The following is a 19526-nucleotide window of genomic DNA, read 5'->3' on the forward strand; positions in this document are numbered from 1 at the left end:
CGGCGGTAGCCGAGGAGGGCGTGATCGGCAAGCCGGACCCGATGCGGGGAGAAATCATTAAAGCGTTCATTTCGCTTCGCGAAGGCTATGCGCCGTCGGACGAATTGAAGCAGGATATCGCCAGATTCGTCAAGGAAGGCCTGTCCGCGCACGCAGCTCCGCGAGAGATCGAATTCAAGGATAAGCTCCCCAAGACGCGTAGCGGTAAAATCATGCGGCGCGTGCTGAAAGCGTGGGAGCTGAATCTCCCGGCGGGGGATCTGTCGACGATCGACGATTGATGATTGACGTCGCGATTCAGGCTCACGGAAATTATCATAGGCTATTTGGATGATGTCATCCTGGTATGGTTGTCGTTATTGATGCTTGCCTAAGCAGGGACAACCGCTCGCCGGTGGTATCCCGAAGAGACCGTTGGATTAGGCGCTTTTTTTCAGCCCTCCCGCTACGCCAAGAAGCCCCCGCATCACAGGATGCGGAGGCTTCTTGTAGTTGTTTGCGCCGGGCGAACGGACACCGTAGGCTTTCGTTCGCATGCGGTCCGCTCTAGCTCGGGGAAGCCGAACGGGAAGGATCCGACTCGCCCGATGCATTCACGGCGGTGACGCGGAATGCGCCTGCAGGGAGCGGCGCTATATATTCGAACCTCGGCTCCTGCACCGTGCCGATCTGCCTGTACTTGCCGGTGCCGTTCTCGCTGTAGTAAACGATATATTCCTGGATTTGCTCCGATACCGCATTCGGCGACCACGACAGCTCGACGCCGATCGCGGTTGACTTCACGATCAAGCCGCCGGGAGCGGAAGGCGCAGGCACCTCAAGCTCGCCGACTGCGCTGCCGTTTCCGCCGTTGGCGGAGCCGCCCGGCAGCACACCGCCGGAGTCGGGCTCGGACAATGACGTCGCGCCGCCGTTATCAGGCGTGGCCGGTAGTGCCTTGAAGACGCCGCTTGTCGCTATGACGCTCGGCACCGATTCACGGCCCGCCACGTCCACCGAGGTCACATAGAAGCTATAGGCGTTGCTGGACGAGACGTAGCTGATAAACCGGGATTGATCGCCGACGACGATCGAACCGCCCGATTTCTGGAACGGCCCGCCGTTAACCGAACGGTAAAGGCGGTATCCGACGATATCCTTCTGGCCGGCAGGCTGAAAGCCGATTCGCAGCGCAGATGAATTGTCAACGGATTGTAGCGTAATGCCCGAAGGTGGCGAAGGATTGCTGCCGTCATCGGTGCGCGGGTCCATTTTGGACGGCGCGTCGAGATCGGCATCCGCCGGCAGATAGTAGGACATCGGCCGACGGCTGTTGGCCGGCAGCTTCTCCTGTGCGGCGGCGATTTCCTCGAAAAGCACGTCGAGCGGCTTCTCCCGTCTCACGACGGCTTGCTCCCGCACGAAGTCGGAGGGGGTTGTCGCCTGCGCGATATAATTGACCCCGTTGTAAGGAATGAACGCCATCTTGACAATGGCGTCGTCGTCCTCCTTCGGGAGGTACGACTCGTTGAACCAGTCGGTGACGAGACGGCCCATCTGCTTCGTAAGATCGGTCGGCCGTTTGCCGCTGACGCTGGAAACGGTCGCCTTGACTATGCCGTCCGGCTTCGGAAATCGCTGGGTGGCGAACAGCTCGGGCTTTGCCGAGGTGACCTCGTTCATGATTTTGGCCCAGATATGCTGCGCGCGCCGTTTGCCGTCGTCGGTCAACGCGTAAATTTGCTGCTCGTAGCCAGCCCATACACCGAGCGTGATATCCGGTGTGAAGCCCATGAACCAGACGTCGCCATAGCTCTGGGTCGATCCGGTTTTGCCTGCGATCGGAATGCCTTGGCCTTTGAATTCGCGTTTGACGGTCGAACCCGTTCCGTTCGTAATAACCGTCTGCAGCATATCGGCGGCCAGGAAAGCCGTCTGCTCCGAAAATGCCCGCCGCGGCTTCGCTTGATGCTCATACACCACTTTACCGGTACTGTCGGTGATTCTGCTGATCATATAGGCGTCGTTAAAAACACCGCCGTTCGGGATCGCGCCATAGGCGTTCGTCAGTTCCTCCACCGTCACGCCTAAGCTGAGCCCGCCGATGACACCGGTTTGCGCGTAGTCGTCCTCCGGCTGAATCGTCGTAATGCCGAGCTTGCGGGCGAATTCCCAGGCTTTCGGAATCGTGACCTTGTCAAGGAACACTTTCAACGCCGGCAGGTTGAGCGAGCGGTTAAGCGCGTCGCGCGCGGTGACGAGCCCTTTGTAATTGTTGGTTGCGTTTCTCGGAATATGGAAGCCCTTCACGCCGTCTTTCAACACGATCGGCGCGTCGTCAAGGATGCTGGCAGGCTGTATGAGACCCGCATCAATTGCCGGCAAATAGGCGGCGATCGGCTTCATGGTGGAGCCGGGCTGTCTCGTCATTTGTGTTGCGTAGTTCATCTGCTCCAGATAGAAATCGCGTCCTTCCAGCATGCCGAGAATGGCGCCGGTCTTGTGATCCAGCATGACGGCAGCCGTCTGCTCGACGCCTTTTACCTTGCTGTCGGGCGTGAAGTTGTCCGGGTCCGACCCGATCGCGCGCATCAGGTTGTAGATTTTTTTATCGATTGTCGTAAAAATATGATAGCCGCCGCGAAGCAGCGTTTCGCGAGCTTCTTCGAGCTTCGCCGCATTCTCCGACTTGCGGATATCGGCGAGCGTAAGCGTCGGATCCTGCTGCATCATCAGAATCTCCGCCGCCTGTCGTTCCGCTTCCAGCATCAGGTAAGGAAACGTGTTGTAGGCCTTCTTCTGCGGTTTTGCCAGCGAGGAACGAATGTCGAACGCCGAGGCTTCCTCGTATTCGGCCGCGGTGATTCTTCCGGTTTCGAGCATGCGGCGCAGCACCAGGTTCTGGCGGTCGATCGCTAACCCGATCCCTTTCTCGTTGTACTCGCCCTTGCCGTTAAAGGCGGTGTAAGCCGAGGGACGCTGCGGCAGGCCGGCCAGATAGGCCGATTGGGCTATATTCAGATCGTTCAGGTTGTTAATGTTGAAAATGCCTTTCGCAGCGGCTTTGATACCGTACAGATTATAGCCCGTATAGCCGTTGCCGAACGGCACCTTGTTCAGGTAGGCGGCCAAAATCTCCTTTTTTGTGAGAAACCGTTCGAGACGCAGCGCGAGAAAAATTTCTTTTACCTTCCGGCTGTCGGATACATCCAGATTCAGAAAAACTCTGCGCGCCAGCTGCTGCGTCAGCGTGCTCCCGCCGGTCTGTATCTCTTCGTTCAGCATCTTCTGCTTGACCGCGCGGCCGAGGCCCTTCACGTCCACGCCGAAATGGTCTTGAAAGTTGTTGTCCTCGATGGCCAGCACGGCGTCGATGACCGATTTCGGCACCGCGTCCAATGCGACTAGCCGCCGGTCCTCTTCGGTTCGCAGCTGGCCGACAGGCGTGTTATCGTTAAAATAGACGAAGCCCGTCGTAGCATTTTCCCCGATTTTGGCTTCGATCATCGACCGGGGACGCACAGGGTCGTCCTTCACGAGCGATGAAACATAGCCGGCTAGCGCGCCGCCTGCGAACAAGCCGATGACCAAGCCGAAAATGAACAGCCATTTGAACGTGACCCACACGACAAGGCCGAATGTGCGCCATCCGCTTCGATCCGACGGCTTATGTATTTCTTCCATGATGATTTCCTCCTCCAAAGCGACGCAACTATTATAGCACATTTAGCCGGAAGAGGTCATATGTTTACCCAGTATTATCCACAGCATACTGAGCGGTCCGCTATTGACTGCTGCCGATCGGCTGTGGTATAAAGCTAGTAATATGTATTTGAAAAGCGATGACGGGCACAAGTAGCTTGCGTTCGCCGTATTCAGAGAGCCGGTGTTTGCTGGGAACCGGTTGCGGACCGCATGTTGAATTACAGCCTCGAGCCGAATGGTTGAACACGGCGCAACGCCGCAAGTAGGCCTTTCCGGATGCGCCCGTTACGCGCAATGAAGTGAAAGCGACCATCCGCCCGCTGCCCTGCGGCACCGAACGTGCGGCGGACGCTTTAACGAGGGTGGTACCGCGGGCAAAATCCTTCTCGTCCCTTGAGACAGAAGGATTTTTTTGTATTTTTCGACGATTACGGAGGGTTTGATTATGGCAAAAGAAGAGCAGTTATCCGCGCAGCAACTGGCTGAGATTGACCGTCAGCTGGGGATTATCCGGCGCGGCGTGGTGGAAATCGTCCCCGAAGAGGCGCTCAGGGACAAGCTGGCGGATTTCGTCCGCACCGGTAAGCCGCTCAAGGTGAAGCTGGGGCTCGATCCGTCCGCGCCGGACATTCATGTGGGGCACACGGTCGTGCTGCACAAGCTGCGCCAGTTCCAGTTGCTAGGCCACGAGGTGCAGCTGATCATCGGCGATTTTACCGGTCGGATCGGCGATCCAACGGGCAAATCGGAGACGCGCAAGCAGCTGACGGAAGAAGATGTGAAGCGCAACGCCGAAACGTACCAGAAGCAAATTTTCAAAATACTCGATCCTTCGAAAACGACCGTCTATTACAATTCCGAGTGGCTTGGGCCCATGAATTTCGCGGACGTCGTAGGACTGGCAGCCAAGCTGACCGTCGCCCGCATGCTGGAGCGCGACGATTTCACGAAGCGCTACCAGTCCGGACAGCCGATCAGCATCCATGAATTTTTTTATCCGCTCATGCAGGGCTACGATTCGGTGGCGCTGGAGAGCGATATCGAGCTTGGCGGCACGGATCAGAAGTTCAACTTGCTTATGGGGCGGACGCTTCAGAAGGAATACGGCAAATCGACGCAAATCGCGGTCATGCTGCCGTTGCTGGAAGGTCTCGACGGCGTGAACAAGATGAGTAAAAGTCTGGGCAATTACATCGGGATCGACGAGGAGCCGAACGAGATTTACGGCAAGGCAATGTCCGTGCCGGACGAGCTTATGGCGAAATATTACGAGCTTGCGACGGATATCGGCGATGAGGAGCTTTCGCGGCTGAAGCGGGGATTAGCCGATGGTACCGTTCATCCGCGCGATGCGAAAATGCGGCTTGCGGCCACGTTCGTCCGCATGTATCACGGGGAGCAAGCGGCGGCTGCCGCACAACAGCATTTCGTAACTGTGTTCCAACAGCGGGCGTTGCCCGACGAAATAGATGAAATTGATCTGCCTGGCGGCGAGCTTGAAGGCGGCCGCATCCGGATCGTGAAGCTGCTGACCACGCTTGGACTGCAGGCATCGGGCAGCGAAGCAAAGCGGAGCGTGCAGCAGGGCGCGGTCAAGATCAATGAAATTAAAATCGACGATCCCAATGCGGACATTGAGCCGCGCAGCGGGGATGTCGTACAGGTCGGCAAGCGCAAGTTCGCGCGCATACGCCTGGCGTGAACCGCTGAGCTGATGCAACCCGTCATGCGATAAGGCAACAAAAAATCCCCGGGCCAGAGGTCCGGGGATTTACGATTAACGGCTGTAGAACTCGACGATTTGCTTCTCGTCAATGTCCTGGGAGAGCTCTGCACGCTCCGGCAGACGGACGAACTTGCCTTCCATTGCGTTGCTGTTGAATTCCACGTATTGCGGCAGGTGGTGACGACCTTCCGTTGCTTCCTTGATCGCTTTCATCGCACGGCTGCGCTCGCGCAGGCCGATGATGTCGCCGACCGAAACATTGTAAGAAGCGATGTCAACCTTCTTGCCGTTTACTGTCACGTGACCGTGTGCGACCAGCTGACGCGCGCCTGCGCGGGAGTTGGACAGGCCAAGACGGTATACCAGGTTGTCCAGGCGGCTTTCGAGCAGGATCATGAAGTTTTCACCGGCGATCCCTTTCATCTTAAGCGCTTTGGAGAACAGGTTGCGGAATTGCTTCTCGTTCAAACCGTACATATGGCGAAGCTTTTGCTTCTCTTGGAGCTGTACGCCGTATCCGCTCATTTTCTTGCGTTGGCCTGGGCCGTGCTGTCCGGGCGGGAACGGGCGCTTCAATTCTTTGCCGGAACCGCTCAGGGAAATGCCGAGGCGGCGGCTCAATTTAAACTTAGGTCCTGTATAACGTGACATTGTGGTGTTAACTCCTTCTTCAAATGGAATGTTTGAAAATGGGGTTATTGTTTCGCCGAGCGTTGTCAATGACTCCGGTCCGGAATCCTGACGGGAATGCCAGCCGCTGTCCCGACAGTGACAACCTCCGTGAGGGTGACACAAAACCTTTATCCCGTTGTTCAACAATAAATATTATAGGCAAACCGTATGAAAAGTCAAGAGACGGGCGGTAGAGACGGGCGGTAGCTCTGAGAGAAAACGAGAAACGGCCTGAAAATGAATCGCTTAAACGATTTGCACAATGCGATTCACTAGGTCATAAGTCCCTGTAATTTGATGTAAACTAGTGCATTTTTCGCATAAATACAGTATAATAGAGGTTAAACATTTGAGACTTTTCGAATGATATAAATTTAACGTCCGACCGCGTCATACCGGCGGAACGAAGGAGCGAGGAACAACTGTGAACGAACCGTTGCGAACCAATCGAGATGTTCATGTCCTCCAGCCTTCGGACCGTTCCTTGAGTGTCGCCGGGAGCCATTCCCGGTTGGCGGAGCCGGCGGAATCTCTCTATCCTTCCTCACTTCTGATCGCAAGCTTCCGGCAGTGGGCGGCCGACTACGAGGCTCTGCCGGTTTTCGGCGAAGGCGCCATACTGTTATTCGATCTATCCGGGACGCTGTTGTGCGGCCACGGGCAAACCTCTCCAGTTTTCGAAAATCAGCTCCTGAAATGCGTCAAGAATACGGTCCGGACCGGCGAGCCCGCAGAGGAAGCGGCGGAATCGGGCATGCTGCTGCGAGCGATACCAGTCGCGGATCGCTCCGAGGGAACGCCGATCGCAACGCTTGTATTCTGCATCCCGGTTGGCGCCGATCTCGAGGGGAGAAGGGCGATGCTTTATGCCTGCGTGTTGGATTTTCGCAACCGTTTGTATTTTCACTTCGAAGAAGGGCTGCTGCGGCAGGCCATGCTTTCGCAGTGTGCGCACGATAGAGAGGCGGAGCGTAAAGACGCGCTGTTCATCGCTGCAAAGCGGCTGCATGATCAGATCGATGTGCCCTCGGTGCTCAAGGAAACGATTCAAAGCCTTGAATCACTGTACCCCGACTCGGCGGTAGATCTGCTGCTGTCGCAGGATTACGCATCCGTGGACGCTCGCGTCAAGCCGCTCGTAATCAAGAATGCAGCTTCCGACATCAGCGCCCGTGCGTTTCTTGAAGGCAAGATGGTTAAGGAGAAGGGCGAGGACGGGGTCCGGCTCGCCGTTCCGCTCTCGGGCAAGCAAGCGGTCTACGGCGTTCTGCTTATGACGGTCCCGGCGGAGCAATGGGAGGAGAGCGATCTGTCCGCTTTTATTATGTTGGCCGATACGGCAGGATCCGCTTTCGAGAATGCGAAGCTCTACGAGCAGTCCAATGTGCTGATCGGCGAGCTGCAGCTTATCAATGAGCTGACGAAGCGGCTGAATCAATCTCTTCGATTGAGTGAAATTTTCCAGTTCGCAACAAGCGAGCTGCTTCAGGTTTTTCATGCGGATTTCTGCTGCGTGCTGCAGCTGAACAAGGAGATCAGTCGGTTTGTCGTGATGTCCTCCAATATCCCGGCACTGGCGGGGGAGCAATTCTCAACGGAGTACGGCTTCAGCGGCATGGTTTACCGGAGCAAGGAGTCACTGATCATTTCCGATTATCATGCAGCCGGGCAGGTGGCCTCGAAGCTGATGGACATGACGGCTTCCCGCTCGCTGATCGCCTCGCCGATTATGGTCGGCAACGATGTCGGAGGCGTGATTATGGTCGCGCACCGGAACGCGCATTATTTCTCTTACGACAACTACAAGCTGCTGCAGGTATTGTCCACGCATATCGGTCTTGCGATCACCAACGCATCGCTGCACGCCGAGGTGCGGCGAATGGTCATCACCGACAATCTGACGAGCTTGCATGCGCGGCATTATTTGAATGAGCAGATCCAGCTGCGGCAGCGCAAGGATCCATGCGGCTCGCTTATTCTGGTTGACATCGATTATTTCAAGAAGGTCAACGACACATACGGCCACCAGATCGGCGACCGCATTCTGGTGCAGGTGAGCAATGTCATCACCTCGTGCATCCGGGACAGCGACATCGCCGCGCGTTGGGGCGGCGAGGAATTGGCCGTTTATCTGCCTCAAGTCCGCACAGAGCAGGCTTACCGAATCGCCGACCGCATCCGCACCCGGGTCGAAGCGGAGACCGATCCGAAGGTTACCGCTTCCTGCGGCGTATCGGAATGGACATTCGAGGACGAGAAGATCAGTCCGGAGTCGCTGTTTTACCGGGCGGACATGGCGCTTTACGAAGCGAAGCATCATGGCCGGAACCAAGTGTTCGTAGGCTGACTTGCCGCACAAGCAAAAAGGGCGCCCCCAGGGGCGCCCTTTTTGCTTGTGCGGCGTGCATGGCGATTAACTTTTTGCCGAATAAGAACAGCGTGGAACGGGAAAACCTAACACCCGTTAGCCGGATTACGACTTTTACGAGACGGAGGGATTGCGCGTGCTTCCGAATCATTCGGGCATCGGTCCGACAGCCGGGGAATCGGTATTATTCCGTGTCCTCATCCCGGGCCTGCTGCTTGCCCTGCTTTGCGGCGGATGCGGGGACCCGCATCGCGCCCGTTCGCCCGAGGAAACGCTGGCCATTGCGGCGGCGGGGCTGGCGGGAGTCGACAAATATGATTTCAATGTGCGTACGGGTCTGGGGTACAGGCAAGCGAAGCCCTATTTTATTGAGGAGTACGAGGGGCGTGTAATCGGGCATGCGAAGCCGACGATCCGGCGGGCGAGCAAGGGCGGCGAAAGCGCGCTGAGCGCGGACCGGCAGCAGCTCGGCAGCCCTGCCGAACGGTTGGCCGCCGTACAGAAGCTTGCCCAATCGGTCGAATACGCGGATTCCGCCGAGAAAGGACCGAACCTTTCGCTCAGCATCCTGCTCCGGCCCGATGCCGCCGCCCAGGCCGAAGCGGCTTTTCTTCGTGCCGCTTTTGAACGGTCTGCCGAGGCCGTGTCGCCTGAAACGATCGGCAGCGGCAACGGAAAGGCCGATCAACGGCTGCGCCAAGCGGTGAGGGAGGAAATCGCCGATTCCCGCCGGAAGCTTGAGGCTATGCTGCGCACGCTTGAAGTGGAGGATAGAGTCCATCTCACAGTCGATCGAAGCCGTATGCTTCCCGTCCGAATGGAGGAAACAGTCGTCATGCGTTATGTATCGGAGGGCAAGAAGCGGGTAGAGAAGCGGGTGTCAACCGTGACCATAGGCGGGTTCGACGGGAAACCGGCTGCAATCCGTGCAGCAGGAAGGAAATCGTGATAGGATGTTGGTAGACAAAATTGTGCCGTTAGCTGCAGCTGCGCGCGAAAAGGAGGAGATTCAATGCGGGATCCGCGTTTGCAAAAGCTGGCCGCCAATCTGGCGGGATACTCGATTGACGTACAGCCCGGTGAGAATGTCCTGATTGACATGATCGGCTCCGAAAGGGAGCTAGCGAAATGTCTCGTGGAGGAGGTGGCGAAGCGGGGCGGGCGACCGTTCGTCGAGACGAGCGACCGTACCGTGCTTCGTTCCCTGCTCATGCATACGACAAAGGAGCAGATGGAAGTTTGGGCCGATTACGATATGCGCCGCATGCAGGCGATGCAGGGTTATATCGCCATCCGCTCGGGCGAGAATGTCAACGAGCTGTCGGACGTGCCAAGCGATAAAATGCGGCTGTATGAGCAGATTTACCGTCACCCCATACATAGCGAGCAGCGGGTGAAAAAAACGAAATGGGTCGTGCTGCGCTATCCGAATCCATCCATGGCTCAACTGGCGAATATGAGCACGGAAGCTTTCGAGAATTTCTATTTTGACGTATGCAATCTGGATTACGCGAAGATGGACCGCGCCATGGGGCCGCTCGAAGCGTTGATGAACCGTACAGACAAGGTGAGGCTGGTCGCTCCGGGTACGGATCTGACGTTCTCGATCAAAGGCATCGGCGCCAAGAAATGCTCCGGCCACCGCAATATTCCGGACGGGGAAGTATTTACGGCGCCCGTACGGGATTCCATCAACGGGACGATCGCCTACAATACGCCCAGCATCTATTCGGGCATTACGTTTGAGAACATGGTTTTCACCTTCGAGAACGGCAGAATCGTCAAGGCGGAGAGTAACGATACGCAGCGCCTCAACGAGATTCTCGACATGGACGAAGGCGCGCGATATATCGGTGAATTCAGCCTCGGGTTCAATCCGCACATTTTGCATCCCATGAAGGATATTTTGTTCGACGAGAAAATCGCGGGCAGCCTTCATTTCACGCCCGGGCAAGCGTATGAGGAAACCGACAACGGCAACCGCTCGTCCGTGCATTGGGATCTGGTGCTGATCCAGCGGCCGGAATACGGCGGCGGGGAGATTTGGTTCGACGACGTGCTGATCCGCAAGGATGGGCTTTTCGTGATTCCCGAGCTTGAGCAGCTGAATCCGGAGCATTTGAAATGAAAATGTCATGAAAAACATCATGCTTGACCCCTTGTAGAGCGCGAAAAATCAAGGTATGATTGACAAAGCCGTACATTTCTTGATGTGGAGGGATTCTTATGTCCAACAACGCCGCAATTGTAGATATCTCCCAGACCGCCAATCAATTTCGTTCTTCGATCGTTCTGCAGGCGGAAAACAAGTACATTGACGTGAAAAGCATTCTTGGCCTGTTCACCACGCTCGTCAGCGGCCATTCTTATGAGCTGCACGTCCATGGTCCGGACGCCGAGGAAGCGAAAGCGGCGATGGCGGAGGTTTTTGCGAAGCATAACCTCAATGTGTCGGTCTTAGCGGACTGACCGATTCATAACCGAAGTGGATAGGCATGTCCGATAAGCGCCCTTTTCGATACGGAAAGGGCGCTTTCCGTTTTGTCCTTGTATATTGCGCCGATTTCGTCTAATATAAAAAGTATCAAAGACGGCTAGGATTACACAGGGGGGAGTACCGTGTCTTCATCTGATGTGTCGGTGCATTTGCACCAAAAGGCGCTTCATCTTCTGCAGGAAGATGCCGACAAAATCGAGAAGCTCATCGAAGTTCAGATGGAGAATTTGACGACCCGTCAATGCCCGCTGTACGAAGAAGTGCTGGATACCCAAATGTATGGCTTTTCGCGGGAGGTCGATTTTGCGGTGCGTGCCGGATTAATCCCCGAAACGGCAGGCAGGGCGATCTTAAGTGAGCTGGAACGCAATTTGGCGCTGCTGTACGAAGCGCTTAACCAAAAAAAAGGGGCTTCCTCAACGTAGTTTATCTACTTGAGGGGGAGTCCCTTTCTTTTTTAGTTCTGAATTTCTCAGAAGACAGCGAGACAGGGAACTGTTTCTCTCGCTGTCTTTGTTTTTTGGTTTGACGCTGCTTTTTTTAATATCGGGGTGTCAGACAAGGTAAAAGGCGAAGCCGAGAATGATATAAACCATTAGCAGCAGGGCGCCTTCATACCAGTTCGTCCGGCCATCCCGCGAGATCGAGGTGGCGATAAACACGGATACGCCGATGGCGGCCAGCTCGATCGTCGTGAACACGATATCCATCGTATTCCCGAACAGCATGCTAACGAATACCAGCACGGGCGCGACGAACAGGGCGATCTGCAGGCTGCTGCCGATTGCGATCTCGACGGCCGCGCCGATTTTGTTTTTCATTGCGAGCATGACGGCGGCGCTGTGCTCGGCGGCGTTGCCGACGATCGCGATGACGAATGCGCCGACGAACAGCTCGGAGAGGCCGAATCGCGTCGTGAACGTTTCAAGCGTGCCCACGAGCCATTCGCTGACCAGCGCCACCATGACCGTCGCCAGTACAAGGAACAGGATAGACGTTTTTTTCGACCATGCGGGCTGCTCGCCGTGACCGGCGGATGTCGCCTCGCTCTCGGCCAGCGTATCCTTATGGGTGATCATCGAGAATATGAGCCACAAGATGTAAGCGATGATGAGAATTCCGGCGACGGTCAGGCTGAGCAACCGGTCCTGCTCGAACGAGAAATTTTCGACTTTAACGAATATCGCCGGCACGAACAGACCGATGACCGCAAGCATCATCAGCGTCGCATTGTACCCCGCCAAATGGATGTTGTAGTGCTGTTCCTTGTATTTCAGGCCGCCCAGCAGTATGCTGAGTCCGAGCACGAGCAGGAGGTTGCCGATGATGGCGCCGGTCAAGCTCGCTTTTACCATGTCGAACAGGCCTTCCTTGACGAGGAAAATGGCGATGATCAGCTCGGCCGCATTGCCGAAGGTCGCATTCAGAAAGCCGCCGAGCCTTTGACCCGCGTAATGGGCTACGCTTTCGGTCGCCTTTCCGAGGAAGCCTGCGACGAATAGGATGGCGACTGAGGAAAAGGCGAATTCAAGGATGGCGCCCCAGCGCATGTAGTGGGCCGCACCGCTCAGAACAAAAGCGCCGGTCAGGGCAATGAAGAACCAGTTTTTTCTCATAGCAGCGGACCTCCCCATCGAAATCATGCCATATGCAGGACGTTATTCTTACTTAATATATGCCAATTGATCCCGCTTCTAAACTTTACCTTGCGAAGGCGATTGTGAATCTTGCTTCATACCGGCCCTTCCTATAAAATGATCACATATGGACAATGAGGAGTGAGTCAGATGACCGAAGACCTTCAAACCGGCAACATCCGTATCTCCGACGATGTGGTCGCCACGATTGCGGGTTTAGCCGCACTTGAAACGCCCGGTATTGCCGCCATGTCGGGCGGGATTTCGGAAGGATTGGCCAAACGGCTCAGCGGCAAAAACGCGCAGAAGGGCGTCTCGGTCGAGGTCGGTCAAGTGGAAGCGGCGATCGATCTGCGCGTCATCGTGCAGTATGGCATTCCGATTCACGAGGTATGCAGACAGCTGCAGGACAACGTGAGAGAAGCGGTGCAGAATATGACTGGCCTGTTGGTTGTCGAAGTGAATGTGAAGGTCGAAGGCGTCGCATTCCGCGAGGATGAGAAGGAAGAGGCGGTACAGCATCATCGCGTGAATTGAAAGATGAAGCGCACAAACGCAAAAACGGTCCGCCTGGGCGGACCGTTTTTGCGTTTGCCGTTGAACGGCATACCGTCATTTCACTGTGTGAAAACGCGGAGCTTCCTGGCGCGCCGGCCGTTTTTTCCGTTCTTGGCCGACCGGACGGTTATCCTCCCGCGAGATGCTCAGAAGCACTCCCATAGCTGCCAAGGTGACCAGCATCGAGGAACCGCCGTAGCTGATGAACGGCAGCGTAACGCCGGTGATCGGAATGGCGCCTGTGACGCCGCCGATGTTGACGAATGCCTGCACCGCGATCATGCTCATGATGCCGACGCCAACCACGGTGCCGTAAATGTCCGGACATCGAAGGGCGACCACCAGGCCGCGCCAGATGAAAAACAGATAGGTTAGCAGGAAAAGCAGGCTGCCGATGAACCCGAATTCCTCCGCAATGACGGCGAAAATGAAATCATTGTACGGAAAAGGCAAATACTTCAGCTTCTGCACGCTGTTGCCGAAGCCGGCTCCGGTAAGGCCGCCGTGTCCAAGCGCCTGCAGCGATTTGGAGAGATTGTAGCCGCTGTCCTGCTCGTCCTGAAGCGGGTTGGCGTAAGCGGTAAACCGGTCGATCCGGTATGCCCAGGTGTCGGGATTCGCGATCATGGACACGCTGACGATGATTGTCACGACGATCGAGAGGATAACGCCTGCGACAAACAGCTGCTTCAGGTTAGCCCCTCCGGCCAGAATGATAATACCGGCGCTGCCGGCAAGAATGAGCGTGGAGCCGATGTCGGGCTGCAGCAGAATAAGGCCGCATATGACGCCGGTCGTCGCCATGACCGGCAGCAGTCCCCGCTTGAACTCCCTGAACTTCTCGCCTTTCTTGACGATAATCGCGCCGAGATACAAGACGATCGCCAGCTTGGCGAACTCCGTCGGCTGAATGCCGAAGGAGCCGAAGCCGAACCAGCTGCGCGCGCCGTTTCGGGTTTCCCCGATGATCGGGACTAGAATGAGCATGATCACGACAGGAATAAAAAAGAGGACGTAGCCTTTCTTATACCAGTTGTAGCGTATGTTCATCGCCGTGAGCAGCAGGATGAAGCCCAGCACCACCCAGATCAGCTGGCGCTTGGTGAAAAAAAGCGCATCGCGGTTGTAGTCGGCGGAGGTGGCGGCAATGTTCGAGCTCGCGCTGAACACCATGACCAGTCCGAATCCGACGAGCAGAAGCGTTAAAATCAGGAGCAAAAAATCCGGCCGGCCCCGCGGATCGGTCTGAAGCTGTTTCATAAACTGGTCGCCGCGTTACGCAAGCAAAGCTTTCAAATCTTGCAAACGCTGGTTGGCCGTGTTCATGATCGGCTGCGGAATCGTCGATTCATATTCCATGCCGTGCGGGAACGTTGCGCGCCCGATGTACACCGATTCGATAGCCAATACGGCGTCCGGAGATTCCAGCTTGCCTTCGATTGCGCGGGTGCTGATGCGGAGGAAGTAATCGGCCTGATTGGTCCGGTCTTCGAGCTTCAGGTCGTATGTAGCGCGGTAGTATTCCCATTGCCAGCGAACGAAGCCGAGCTTTTCGGCGGATTCGTCCAAATGAGCGAGATCGCTCGTCATGCCGTTCAGGCCTGTATTGTCGATAATCATGCGTAAAATCCTCCTTCAATAATGAGCACGAAACAGCTGCTTGGCAGCATCTCTATTTATATTAGTATGTTTCCCTAAGCTGCGCAAGCCTTAACTCGGAGGGTGCCGGAGGCGAAAAGTGACATTTTTGCGAAATGTCGGCGCTTACAAACAGGGGGCTGGTTTCCTTGCGGGCAGCCATTCTGGTACACTATTGACAGGAATCGCTGCACTGCCCGAATACGGGCGGCGGGCAAACGGAGGAGGCGTAACAATGGGGACAACGGCCAGCCCGGAGGAGGATCTGCGTCGGTTATTTCCCGATATGGTCGAGTGGCGGCGCTATTTGCACCGTAATCCGGAGCTGTCATTTCAGGAAAAAAAGACGTCCGCGTGGATCGCTCAGCGGCTTCGGGGCTTCGGCTGCGAGGTGCGGGAAGGGATCGGCGGGTATGGCGTCAAGGCCGTCATTCGCGGCGCGCTGCCCGGGCCCGCGGTTGCGCTGCGCGCTGATATCGACGCCCTGCCGATTGAGGACGAGAAAACGGTGGAATATCGATCCTCTGTCTCCGGCGCCATGCATGCCTGCGGCCATGACGCCCATACGGCGGGTTTGCTGGGAGTGGCGCGTTATTACATGGACAATCGCTCCGCTCTAACGGGCGACCGCGTGCTGTTGTTCCAGCCGGCGGAAGAGGTGGCGCCGGGCGGGGCCGTGTCGATGATCAGGGACGGGGCGCTTGAAGGCGTCGATGCCATTTACGGCGTGCACCTGTGGACGCCTTTGGCTTTCGGCAAAACGGCGACGAAAGCCGGTCCTTTGATGGCGGCTGTGGACGATTTTTATATCGATATTACCGGCAAAGGCGGGCACGGCGCGCTGCCGCATCAGACGGTTGATGCGGTCCTCGCCGGCTCCGCGGTCGTGCAGGCGGTCCAGTCGATTGTAAGCCGCAGCGTCGACCCCCTCCAGCCTGCGGTCGTTACGGTCGGCTCCATACAGGCGGGCACTGCGGCGAACGTCATTGCCGACGGCTGCCGGCTTACCGGAACCGTGAGGACGTTCGACGACGGCACAAGAAAGCTGGTCAAGGAGAGGTTCCGCCTGATTGTGGAGCAGACCTGCGCGTTGTATGGAGCGGGCGTGAAGCTCGACTACCGGGAAGGCTATCCGGCCGTCGTCAACGATGCTGTGGAAGCGGCGAGGTTTTTCAAGGTCGCTCCGCGCCTGTTCGGGGCCGAGCGGGTCGAGGCTGCCGAACCGGTCATGGCCGGTGAGGATTTTGCCTATTATTTACGGGAAGTGCCGGGCTGCTTCCTGTTCGTCGGCGCGGGCAACGAGGATTGCGGAGCGGTCTATCCGCATCATCATCCGCGGTTCGACGTCGATGAGCGGGGCATGCTGATGTCCGCCGCGCTGCTGATTGCGATGGCTGACGATTATGCGGGCATGAACAAGACCGGCCGCGGGAACGGGACGGCAGAACCGCACGCCGGGTAATCGGATAAGCAATTGCCGACCGGCCGCCGCATGACAGCCCCCCAAACGGGTCAAGCTAAGCTTCGGGCGGTGAAATGCCATGATTTGCGGGCATCCGCTGCCGGACATCAGCTAGGAGGGGTAACATGGCGAAAACGGTAAGGGAAATCATGTCCGCCGATTGCGTGACGGCGACGACGAAAGATAACATTTACGAGCTTGCCGTGTTGATGAAAAAGCATGATATCGGGTTCGTGCCGGTCGTGGAAGGGAAGAAGCTGGTCGGCGTGGCGACCGACCGCGACCTTGTGCTGCGCGGCTATGCGGAGAAGCATTCCGGCTCGACGGCCGTATCCGAGGTGCTGACGACGACGGTGAAGACGATTTCGTCCGACACGACGGTCGACGAAGCCGCGAAGATGATGGCCCGACATCAGATCCGCCGCCTTCCCGTCGTGGACAATGGCGATCTGGTCGGCGTTGTGGCCATCGGCGACCTGGCGGTTCGCGAAATATTCGTGAATGAAGCCGGCGAAGCGCTGAGCGACATTTCCGAGCATGAGCACCGGGAACCGCAGGGCTTTGTGCACTAAGGGCGCCAATTTTTGCTCCGGAGCCGGGACGCGTTCCCGCCCCCGGAGTTTTTTGATTTGAGGAGGAGCAGGATGAGACAGGCAGGGGCAACGCGCACGGCTTTATTGTTATTTGCAATTGTGATGGCGCAAGCTTTTTTTGCGGCATGCGGTGCGAGCCAGACGTCCGTCGGCCCGGCGGATTGGGAGTCGGTTCTGGCCGATTATCCGGAATTGGAGGGCCGGCAGGCGGAGCAAGCGATCGTCCGGCGGATTGTGGATGGGGACACGTTCGAAACGGTCGACGGGCGGAAAATAAGGCTGATAGGCGTGAACACGCCCGAAACGTTCGGCAAGCCCGAGACTTTCGGCGAGGAAGCGAAGGCCTTCGCGTTAAGCGAGCTCCAGGACCGCCGGGTATGGATGTTCAAGGATATTTCGGAGACAGATCGTTACGGCCGTCTGCTGCGTTTCGTATTCGTTCAGGGCGAGCGGGAGATGTTCAACGAGCGGCTGATCCGTGAAGGCTACGCGCGGGTGATGACCTACCCGCCGGACGTAACTTATGCGGAACGGTTCGTGCGCGGCGAACGGGAGGCGAGGGCAAATGACCGCGGCCTCTGGAGGCGGGAGCCGAGCCGGGTAGGCGGGAAATCCGCAGACGCGGAAGCGCCTGCCGTTTGCAAGGAACCGCTCGTCAAAGGAAACATCAATTCTCGCGGCGCCAAAATCTATCATGTGCCCGGCAGCCCGCAATATAATCAGACCAAAGCCGAACGGATGTTTTGCACGGCAGAGGAAGCGGAGGCGGAAGGGTTTCGCGCGCCGAAATGATCACGCGGCGCCGGCGTATTTTTAGGCATAAAAAAGCTAGGATTCCCTCATAATGACTAGTACAAATACCTAGCTCGGGAGGAATGGACCCATGCTGCGATATGACGGCCCGCTCATCGTGCAGGCGGACCGGCAGGTACTGCTCGATGAACGGCATCCGCGCGCGAACGAGGCGCGGGAGTCGCTCTGTCGGTTCGCCGATTTGGTGAAACGGCCCGGCGATCTGCACACCTACCGGATTACGCCGCTGTCGGTTTGGAATGCCGCTGCCGCCGGCGTGACGCCGGAGGAGATAGCGGATTGCCTGGTCGGGTACAGCCGGTACGATGTGCCTGCGAGTCTGCTCGACGATATCGGACGGCTTACCGGCCGATACGGCAAGCTTCGGTTGGAGCGGCGCGGAGATGAGATCGTGCTTGTGACGTTTGATTCCAGCCTGGCAGCGGAGCTTGGCAATCTTGCCGGCTGGGCGGAGGAGCGTCCGTCGGGCACTGGCGTATTCGAATGGACGGTTCCGGGCGAGCGGCGCGGCACCTTGAAGCAGGAGCTGATCCGCCGCGGGTATCCGGTGCTCGATTTGGCCGGCTACCATCAGGGCGAGTCGCTGCCTGTAGAGCTCAGGGAACGGGCGGCGGGAGGCCGAGCTTTCTCGCTGAGGGACTATCAGGAGCGGGCGGTGGATCTGTTTTATCGGGAAGGGGACAAGCATGGAGGCAGCGGCATGCTTGTGCTGCCTTGCGGCGCAGGCAAGACGGTCATAGGCATCGCGGCTTTGAGCCGTCTTCGCTGCGCGACGCTCATTCTGACATCGAATGTGACCTCGGTCAGACAGTGGAAGTCCGAGCTGCTGGACAAAACGACGCTAACGGAGGAGGACGTCGGCGAATACGCGGGCCATATGCGCGACATCAAGCCGGTGACGATCGCCACCTATCAAATCATGACGCACAGGCGCTCCAAGGACGACGGGTTCGTGCATATGCATTTGTTCGGCGATCGCGATTGGGGGCTTATTATTTACGATGAGGTTCATTTGCTGCCTGCTCCCGTCTTTCGGATGACGGCCGACATTCAGGCGACGAGGAGGCTCGGATTGACCGCTACGCTCGTACGCGAGGACGGACGGGAGGAAGATGTGTTTTCGCTCATCGGACCGAAGCGCTTCGATCCATCCTGGAGAACGCTGGAAGCCGGCGGCTGGATCGCGCGGGTTACATGCAACGAAATCCGTGTGCCGCTCGAAGGCGCGTACGCCGACCGTTACGCATCGGCCGAGCCTCGCGCGAAACACCGGATCGCAGCGGAAAATCCGGCCAAAGCCGACGTTGTCCGCGAGCTGCTCCGGCGGCATCGGGGAAGTTCGGTGCTGGTCATCGGACAGTATCTCAATCAGCTGAAAAAGCTGGCCGGCGCGATCGGCGCGCCAATGATAACGGGCGCCACACCCTACGACGAGAGGGAGGTGCTGTACGACCGGTTCAAAACCGGCGATACGCCGGTTATTGTCGTGTCCAAGGTTGCCAATTTCGCGGTTGATTTGCCTGATGCGGCGGTTGCGATCCAGGTATCGGGCAGCTTCGGCTCGCGGCAGGAGGAGGCGCAGCGGATCGGCCGGATCATGCGCCCCAAGCCCGGCGAAAACGCGGCCTGGTTTTATACGCTGGTGTCGGAGGGCACGAAGGAAACGGAATTCGCGCTGAAAAGACAGCTTTTCATGACCGAGCAAGGCTATGAGTACGAGCTGGTCGGGGGCAGCGGCGTGGCGGGCTCGATGCGGATGGAGGCGGTGGAATGAATGTAAAAGAGCTTGCCCGCCGGCTTCCGGACGACGTTATTGCCGGCTATGCGGCTTCGGCGGCGTGGCGCGACAGTTGCTTGGACGGATCCGAATGGATACGC

General features: G+C 57.4%; 17 protein-coding genes and 1 other annotated feature. Of the genes, 12 read left to right on the forward strand and 5 right to left on the reverse strand.

From position 1 onward, the window contains the following. Positions 1-281, forward strand: a 281-nt coding sequence (locus BG52_RS15265) for an AMP-binding enzyme (protein ID WP_036666950.1), incomplete at its 5' end; no start/stop codon positions are given. A gap of 265 nt (positions 282-546) precedes the next feature. Here the strand turns inward: BG52_RS15265 and BG52_RS05475 are convergent. Next, the gene (locus tag BG52_RS05475; protein ID WP_036580439.1) at positions 547-3663 is read right to left on the reverse strand and encodes a transglycosylase domain-containing protein; all 3117 of its coding nucleotides are present in this window, start codon (positions 3661-3663) and stop codon (positions 547-549) included. A gap of 149 nt (positions 3664-3812) precedes the next feature. Continuing rightward, positions 3813-4081 (forward strand) — a binding site (T-box leader). Between the two features lie 48 nt (positions 4082-4129). Here BG52_RS05475 and tyrS point away from each other — a divergent pair. Next, positions 4130-5386, forward strand: a complete 1257-nt coding sequence (gene tyrS / locus BG52_RS05480) for a tyrosine--tRNA ligase (protein WP_036580518.1) — start codon at positions 4130-4132, stop codon at positions 5384-5386. Between the two features lie 75 nt (positions 5387-5461). Here tyrS and rpsD read toward each other — a convergent pair whose 3' ends face one another. Further along, a complete protein-coding gene (rpsD, locus tag BG52_RS05485; protein WP_036580436.1) occupies positions 5462-6061 on the reverse strand; it encodes a 30S ribosomal protein S4 in 600 nt (199 codons plus the stop codon). 532 nt (positions 6062-6593) lie between these two features. Between rpsD and BG52_RS05490 the strand changes: the two genes are divergently transcribed. The 5 genes from BG52_RS05490 to BG52_RS05510 all read left to right on the forward strand — a co-directional run bounded on the left by BG52_RS05490 (position 6594) and on the right by BG52_RS05510 (position 11372). Further along, entirely contained in the window at positions 6594-8429 is a 1836-nt protein-coding gene (locus BG52_RS05490; protein WP_223298924.1) for a sensor domain-containing diguanylate cyclase, read from the forward strand. Between the two features lie 157 nt (positions 8430-8586). Beyond that, the gene (locus BG52_RS05495) at positions 8587-9399 is read left to right on the forward strand and encodes a hypothetical protein (protein ID WP_036580434.1); all 813 of its coding nucleotides are present in this window, start codon (positions 8587-8589) and stop codon (positions 9397-9399) included. A gap of 63 nt (positions 9400-9462) precedes the next feature. After that, positions 9463-10578, forward strand: a complete 1116-nt coding sequence (locus tag BG52_RS05500) for an aminopeptidase (protein WP_036580431.1) — start codon at positions 9463-9465, stop codon at positions 10576-10578. 98 nt (positions 10579-10676) lie between these two features. Next, on the forward strand, positions 10677-10919 hold the full coding sequence (locus BG52_RS05505; RefSeq protein WP_036580428.1) for an HPr family phosphocarrier protein: 243 nt from the start codon (positions 10677-10679) through the stop codon (positions 10917-10919). 150 nt (positions 10920-11069) lie between these two features. Then, positions 11070-11372: an Fpa/YlaN family protein gene (locus tag BG52_RS05510; protein ID WP_036580425.1), complete on the forward strand. Its 303-nt coding sequence runs from the start codon at positions 11070-11072 to the stop codon at positions 11370-11372. Positions 11373-11501: 129 nt separating this feature from the next. Here the strand turns inward: BG52_RS05510 and cax are convergent, their stop codons facing one another. Next, on the reverse strand, positions 11502-12563 hold the full coding sequence (cax, locus tag BG52_RS05515) for a calcium/proton exchanger (RefSeq protein ID WP_036580423.1): 1062 nt from the start codon (positions 12561-12563) through the stop codon (positions 11502-11504). A 171-nt stretch (positions 12564-12734) separates the two neighbouring features. Here cax and BG52_RS05520 point away from each other — a divergent pair, with 171 nt between their 5' ends. Continuing rightward, a complete protein-coding gene (locus BG52_RS05520; protein WP_036580420.1) occupies positions 12735-13121 on the forward strand; it encodes an Asp23/Gls24 family envelope stress response protein in 387 nt (128 codons plus the stop codon). A 75-nt stretch (positions 13122-13196) separates the two neighbouring features. On the opposite strand, the gene ftsW is transcribed toward BG52_RS05520, so the two are convergent. After that, the gene (gene ftsW / locus BG52_RS05525) at positions 13197-14402 is read right to left on the reverse strand and encodes a putative lipid II flippase FtsW (protein WP_036580418.1); all 1206 of its coding nucleotides are present in this window, start codon (positions 14400-14402) and stop codon (positions 13197-13199) included. A gap of 15 nt (positions 14403-14417) precedes the next feature. Continuing rightward, positions 14418-14762 (reverse strand): YugN family protein, encoded by a 345-nt coding sequence (locus BG52_RS05530; RefSeq protein ID WP_036580416.1) that lies wholly within the window; start codon positions 14760-14762, stop codon positions 14418-14420. Between the two features lie 253 nt (positions 14763-15015). Here BG52_RS05530 and BG52_RS05535 point away from each other — a divergent pair, with 253 nt between their 5' ends. The 4 genes from BG52_RS05535 (at position 15016) to BG52_RS05550 (ending at position 19422) form a co-directional block, all read left to right on the forward strand. Further along, entirely contained in the window at positions 15016-16242 is a 1227-nt protein-coding gene (locus BG52_RS05535; RefSeq protein WP_051587665.1) for a M20 metallopeptidase family protein, read from the forward strand. 125 nt (positions 16243-16367) lie between these two features. Beyond that, the gene (locus BG52_RS05540) at positions 16368-16814 is read left to right on the forward strand and encodes a CBS domain-containing protein (protein ID WP_036580413.1); all 447 of its coding nucleotides are present in this window, start codon (positions 16368-16370) and stop codon (positions 16812-16814) included. 72 nt (positions 16815-16886) lie between these two features. Beyond that, entirely contained in the window at positions 16887-17627 is a 741-nt protein-coding gene (locus BG52_RS05545) for a thermonuclease family protein (protein WP_036666952.1), read from the forward strand. 91 nt (positions 17628-17718) lie between these two features. Then, positions 17719-19422, forward strand: coding sequence for a DNA repair helicase XPB (locus tag BG52_RS05550; protein WP_036580408.1), 1704 nt, complete (start codon positions 17719-17721; stop codon positions 19420-19422). The last annotated feature ends 104 nt before the right edge of the window (positions 19423-19526 follow it).

The sequence above is a fragment of the Paenibacillus darwinianus genome, from assembly GCF_000598065.1.
Lineage (GTDB): Bacteria > Bacillota > Bacilli > Paenibacillales > Paenibacillaceae > Paenibacillus_I > Paenibacillus_I darwinianus.

What these genes read in the sequence shown, in the direction of transcription:
- BG52_RS05475 (WP_036580439.1), bottom strand. Translation starts at nt 3,663, where the DNA reads ATGGAAGAAATACATAAGCCGTCGGATCGAAGCGGATGGCGCACATTC.
- tyrS (WP_036580518.1), top strand. Translation starts at nt 4,130, where the DNA reads ATGGCAAAAGAAGAGCAGTTATCCGCGCAGCAACTGGCTGAGATTGAC.
- rpsD (WP_036580436.1), bottom strand. Translation starts at nt 6,061, where the DNA reads ATGTCACGTTATACAGGACCTAAGTTTAAATTGAGCCGCCGCCTCGGC.
- BG52_RS05500 (WP_036580431.1), top strand. Translation starts at nt 9,463, where the DNA reads ATGCGGGATCCGCGTTTGCAAAAGCTGGCCGCCAATCTGGCGGGATAC.
- BG52_RS05505 (WP_036580428.1), top strand. Translation starts at nt 10,677, where the DNA reads ATGTCCAACAACGCCGCAATTGTAGATATCTCCCAGACCGCCAATCAA.
- cax (WP_036580423.1), bottom strand. Translation starts at nt 12,563, where the DNA reads ATGAGAAAAAACTGGTTCTTCATTGCCCTGACCGGCGCTTTTGTTCTG.
- BG52_RS05520 (WP_036580420.1), top strand. Translation starts at nt 12,735, where the DNA reads ATGACCGAAGACCTTCAAACCGGCAACATCCGTATCTCCGACGATGTG.
- ftsW (WP_036580418.1), bottom strand. Translation starts at nt 14,402, where the DNA reads ATGAAACAGCTTCAGACCGATCCGCGGGGCCGGCCGGATTTTTTGCTC.
- BG52_RS05530 (WP_036580416.1), bottom strand. Translation starts at nt 14,762, where the DNA reads ATGATTATCGACAATACAGGCCTGAACGGCATGACGAGCGATCTCGCT.
- BG52_RS05535 (WP_051587665.1), top strand. Translation starts at nt 15,016, where the DNA reads ATGGGGACAACGGCCAGCCCGGAGGAGGATCTGCGTCGGTTATTTCCC.
- BG52_RS05540 (WP_036580413.1), top strand. Translation starts at nt 16,368, where the DNA reads ATGGCGAAAACGGTAAGGGAAATCATGTCCGCCGATTGCGTGACGGCG.
- BG52_RS05545 (WP_036666952.1), top strand. Translation starts at nt 16,887, where the DNA reads ATGAGACAGGCAGGGGCAACGCGCACGGCTTTATTGTTATTTGCAATT.
- BG52_RS05550 (WP_036580408.1), top strand. Translation starts at nt 17,719, where the DNA reads ATGCTGCGATATGACGGCCCGCTCATCGTGCAGGCGGACCGGCAGGTA.